This window comes from Novosphingobium cyanobacteriorum, from assembly GCF_029436685.1.
Lineage (GTDB): Bacteria > Pseudomonadota > Alphaproteobacteria > Sphingomonadales > Sphingomonadaceae > Novosphingobium > Novosphingobium cyanobacteriorum.
Window position 1 is genome coordinate 1 of record NZ_JAROCY010000055.1, and the last position, 4314, is coordinate 4314.

Sequence of the window (4314 nt, forward strand, 5' to 3'; positions counted from 1 at the left end):
GCACCATGCCGATGGCAAGGACAGGCGGGGTGTTGCCCATGGCGTTGAAGAAGCTGAACGGGGCAAGGTTGTCCACCCCGTCGCGGGATCGGGAACTGACCCAGGCGATGGGGCGGGGAACGATGCACGATCCGATGATCCTGTATCGCTCGGCCGCTGTGAGATCAGCCATGTCCCAGATCATCGTCCGCAGTTCCTCCGTGCCTAGTACTGGCCACCCAGCAGTGCGCCGGCGTTGGGCACCTTACGGTCCAGGCCCAGCTTTTCCAGCATCTGGTGGGTCGTGCACACGGCGGCCGAAACCACCGGCACGCCGATCTGGTCCTGCAGGTCCTGGATGATCGGCAGCGAGGGCATCTGCACACAGGCCGAAGCCACGAACGCGTCGATCCCGGTCCGGTCCACCTTCCTGTAGATCTCCAGCAGCCGCCGGGGGTCATGACGGCCCACCTCGATGTTGTCGGGAATTTCGAGCGCGGTGAAGTCGCGCACGGTGATGCCCTCGCTTTCGATGTAGTCGACAACCAGCTGCGTCAGGGGCTTCATGTAGGGGCAGATCACGGAGATCGTCCTGGCGCCGATGCGGTGAAGCCCTTCGATCAGCGCTCCTGCGCTTGTCACCACGGGCGCGGCCGCGTCGTTCTCGATCGTGCGCTGGTGAAGGCGCGCCTCCGACACGCGGTGGTACCCCTTGCCCATGCTCATGATCGCCACGAGGCAGGCATAGCCGAGCACGTCCACGCGGGCGTCGGAGAGCTCGATGGCGCAGCGGTCGCTGTCCCGGTCCATCGCTTCCAGTTCTTCCTTCACCACGTGCTTCATGCGCATGCGGCTGGAATGGAAGGTGAAGCGTTCCGGCAGGATCGCCTCGCGCGCCCTCAGCATGGCGGGGATTTCGGTTTCCATCGTGGTGTTGGAGGATGGGACGATCTGTCCCACGCGGAAGGGGCGGGTCATGGTCATTGTTCGGTCCTGCAAGGGGGGATCAGGGGTGGGCCGGCGTGTCTGCGGCATCGCCGGCAGGGGCAGGGGAAGGGGCAGGGGATGGGCGTGTTTCGGCCTGCCCGGTGAGCGTGATCGGCGCGCGCGGCGTGCGGTCCACGTTGAGGGAGAAGACATCGAAGCGGTTGTAATGGCCGATGATGTCGTGCATCTGCTTGGGCTGGATGCAGCGGGACAGGTCGATGTCGGCATAGACGATGCCTTCTGCATCGATCAGCGGTTCGCCCACCAGGCGTCCGTCCGGCCCGATCACGCCCGAGAACGCGCTGCTGGTCCGTTCCAGCCGCGCCCGCGCATCGGGCACGAGCGTTTCCATTGCCGCGATGATCTCTTCCGAGATGGTCGAGCACGAGACGATGGTGAAGACCTTGCCCTCGAACGAATGGGCCATGGCGCGCACCTTGATCGCCTCGGCCATGTCGTAGTCGGGCGGGGCCACCGGCAGCGAGATATAGCTCGCGGCATGGACCAGTTCGCCTTGCGCCAGCAGCGAGAAGCGGGCGAGAGTGTTGGTGTTCTCGCCGCAGGCGAGCCCGCCCAGCGGCCCGACCGCGGTATCATAGACCACCAGCCCCGATCCGTCGCCCGGTGCCCAGGTCAGCTTTTCGGCCCAGGTGGGCACCAGCTTGCGATGCCGCCCCATGATCGCGCCATCCGGGCCGATGAAGACCAGCGTGTTGAACAGCGTGCCGATGGACACGGGGCTGCGTTCGTTGACACCGATGATGACGTGCACCCCGCATTCGCGGGCCGCTTCGCACACCAGCGCAATCTCTGGTCCCGGCAGCAGGATCGAGGCACGCACCAGGCGCTCGAACCAGGGGCTGCACGAAACCGGATCCGTGATCCAGCTCCAGTAGGGATAGCCCGCCACGAACACTTCCGGAAACACGACCAGCGAGGCGCCATGGGCGGCGGCTTCACGAACGAGGGACGCCGCCTTCGCGCATGTTGCGTCGGGGTCGAGAAACACGGGGCAGGTCTGCACCGCCGCTGCCTTGAAACTCGGTAGGTCCAGCATAGGAAAGTCACCTTGTCACTCGTGGCGCACCGCCCATTACGTGCGTCTGCAAGTTTTTTGATCTCCCTCTTGTGCCTCAGGTTGACACTGGTGCGCAAGATATTTTAAGCTTAGAATAAATCAGCCACAGGAGATCGGGTGATGACCGATGCAAGCTACGACACGTACCGCGAAGACGTGATCGGTCGCGCCAACGTGCCAGACACGGCTGAACTCGTTGCGTTCTATAAAGATCTGGAAGGGCAGCACGCTGGCGCCCTGTGGACGGTCGCCAACAAGATAGAGCCATGGGAGCCGGTCACCGAATCCGTGCCGGTGCTGTGGCAGTATGATCGGCTGCGCGATCATGTCCTGCGCTCGCTTGCGCTGGTCAGTCCGGAACAGGCGGGCCGGCGCGTGGTCTATCTCGCCAACCCCGGCCGCCGGGACGTGACGGCCGCAGTCGGCTGGCTCTATACGGGGCTGCAGGTGATGGGGCCGGGCGAAGTCGCCTCCAGCCACCGCCATTCCGCCTCCGCCTTGCGCTTCATCATGGAAGGCAGTGGCGCCTTCACCAATGTCGACGGGCACAAGATGACACTGGGCCGCAACGACTTCGTGCTTACGCCCAACGGCACCTGGCACGAACATGGCGTGGCCGAGGAAGGCACCGTGTGCATCTGGCAGGACGGGCTCGACATTCCGCTGATGAACGCGCTCGAAGCCAACTTCTACGAAGTGCACCCCGATCTTCAGCAGGCGGTCGGCTTCCCAATCGACGATTCCACCGCCACCTGGGGCAATGCCGCGCTCAAGCCCGCCGGGGAAACCTGGTCGAAGCGCTACTCGCCGCTCCTCAAGTACGAGTGGGAGCCGACCTACGAAGCGCTGCGGAAATATGCGCGGGTCACCGATGGATCGCCATACGACGGGATCCACATGGACTATGTGAACCCCTTCACCGGCGGCGCGCCGATGATGACCATGGGCGCATCGATGCAGTTGCTGCGTCCCGGCGAGCACACCAGGGCCCACCGCGAGGTTGGCAGCTTCGTCTATCAGTGCGCCAAGGGCTCGGGCTATTCGATCATCGGCGGAAGGCGCTTCGACTGGAAGGAGCGGGATATCTTCGTGGTTCCCTCATGGATGTGGCATGAACACGTCAATGGCTCCGACAGTGAGGACGCCTGCCTGTTCTCGTTCCACGACCTGCCGACCATGCGCGCGCTCGGCCTCTATCGCGCGGAAGGCTTGGCCGAAAACGACGGCTTCCAGCCGGTCATCTCCTGATCTTCGCATTCCCGAAAGGACAACCATGCGTCTTGTTACCTATCGCCGGTCCATCGAAGCGGAAGCGCGCCTTGGCGTGCTGGTCGATGATCTGGTCGTCGATGTCGCCATCCTGGGCGAACGTGCGGGCTCGCCCATGCCGTCGCGCATGCTCGACTTCATCAGGCTCGGGCCGGTTGCGGTCACCGAACTGGGCCACCTGCTCCAGGAGGCAGGCGGTCGCTGGCCGGTCGATGGCGCGCTGCCGCTTGCCGGCGTGACCCTGCTTGCGCCAATCCCGCGTCCCGACAAGAACGTCTTCGGCATCGGTCTCAACTACATCGACCACGTGGCCGAAAGCGCCGCGGCACTGGATACCTCGCCGGATCTGCCCAAGCAGCCGGTCATCTTCTCCAAGCCTCCGACATCGGTCATCGCGCCGGGTGAACCCATCGTCCACCGGGCTGACATCACGCAGCAGCTCGATTGGGAAGTGGAACTGGCGGCGATCATTGGCACCACGGCACAACGCGTCACGCGCGAGAACGCGCTGTCGCACGTGTTCGGCTATACCGTGCTGATCGACATGAGCGCGCGCGATTGCCGCCGTGCCGGCCAGTGGATCTATTCCAAGGGGCAGGACAGCTACTGCCCGATGGGGCCCTGCATCGTCACCGCCGACGAGATTCCCGATCCGCAGACGCTCGACCTGTGGCTGACCGTCAACGGCGTGGAAAAGCAGCGCAACAACACCAGCCATATGCTGTTCAAGGTTGATGAACTGATCGCAGACATCAGCCAGGGCATCACCCTCGAACCGGGCGACATCATCGCCACCGGCACTCCCGAAGGCGTCGGCGCTGGCCGCAATCCGCAGGAATGGGTCTGGCCGGGCGACGTGATCGAAGCCGAAGTCGTCGGCATCGGCAAGCTGCGCCACCCCGTCGTCGCGGGCTGACGCTGACAGCACCAGCGCTCCACAACGAACGTCCCGGAAAACCCACATGACAGGCCTCTCCTGAAACCGGGCAGGAGAGGCCTTG

At 64.3% G+C, this 4314-nt stretch carries 4 protein-coding genes; 2 read left to right on the forward strand and 2 right to left on the reverse strand.

Annotated features, from left to right (window positions below):
- Positions 1–204: 204 nt before the first annotated feature.
- Entirely contained in the window at positions 205–963 is a 759-nt protein-coding gene (locus POM99_RS22000; protein ID WP_277280929.1) for a maleate cis-trans isomerase family protein, read from the reverse strand.
- Between the two features lie 22 nt (positions 964–985).
- Positions 986–2023 (reverse strand): carbon-nitrogen hydrolase family protein, encoded by a 1038-nt coding sequence (locus POM99_RS22005; RefSeq protein ID WP_277280931.1) that lies wholly within the window; start codon positions 2021–2023, stop codon positions 986–988.
- A 141-nt stretch (positions 2024–2164) separates the two neighbouring features.
- On the opposite strand from POM99_RS22005, the gene POM99_RS22010 reads away from it, so the two are divergent.
- A complete protein-coding gene (locus tag POM99_RS22010; protein WP_277280933.1) occupies positions 2165–3292 on the forward strand; it encodes a cupin domain-containing protein in 1128 nt (375 codons plus the stop codon).
- Positions 3293–3317: 25 nt separating this feature from the next.
- Complete coding sequence (locus POM99_RS22015) at positions 3318–4229, forward strand: fumarylacetoacetate hydrolase family protein (RefSeq protein ID WP_277280935.1); 912 nt, start codon at positions 3318–3320, stop codon at positions 4227–4229.
- The last annotated feature ends 85 nt before the right edge of the window (positions 4230–4314 follow it).

Bases quoted from the DNA above. Each gene is read 5' to 3' on its own strand.
- POM99_RS22005 (WP_277280931.1), bottom strand. From the start codon at position 2,023: ATGCTGGACCTACCGAGTTTCAAGGCAGCGGCGGTGCAGACCTGCCCC.
- POM99_RS22015 (WP_277280935.1), top strand. From the start codon at position 3,318: ATGCGTCTTGTTACCTATCGCCGGTCCATCGAAGCGGAAGCGCGCCTT.
- POM99_RS22000 (WP_277280929.1), bottom strand. From the start codon at position 963: ATGACCATGACCCGCCCCTTCCGCGTGGGACAGATCGTCCCATCCTCC.
- POM99_RS22010 (WP_277280933.1), top strand. From the start codon at position 2,165: ATGACCGATGCAAGCTACGACACGTACCGCGAAGACGTGATCGGTCGC.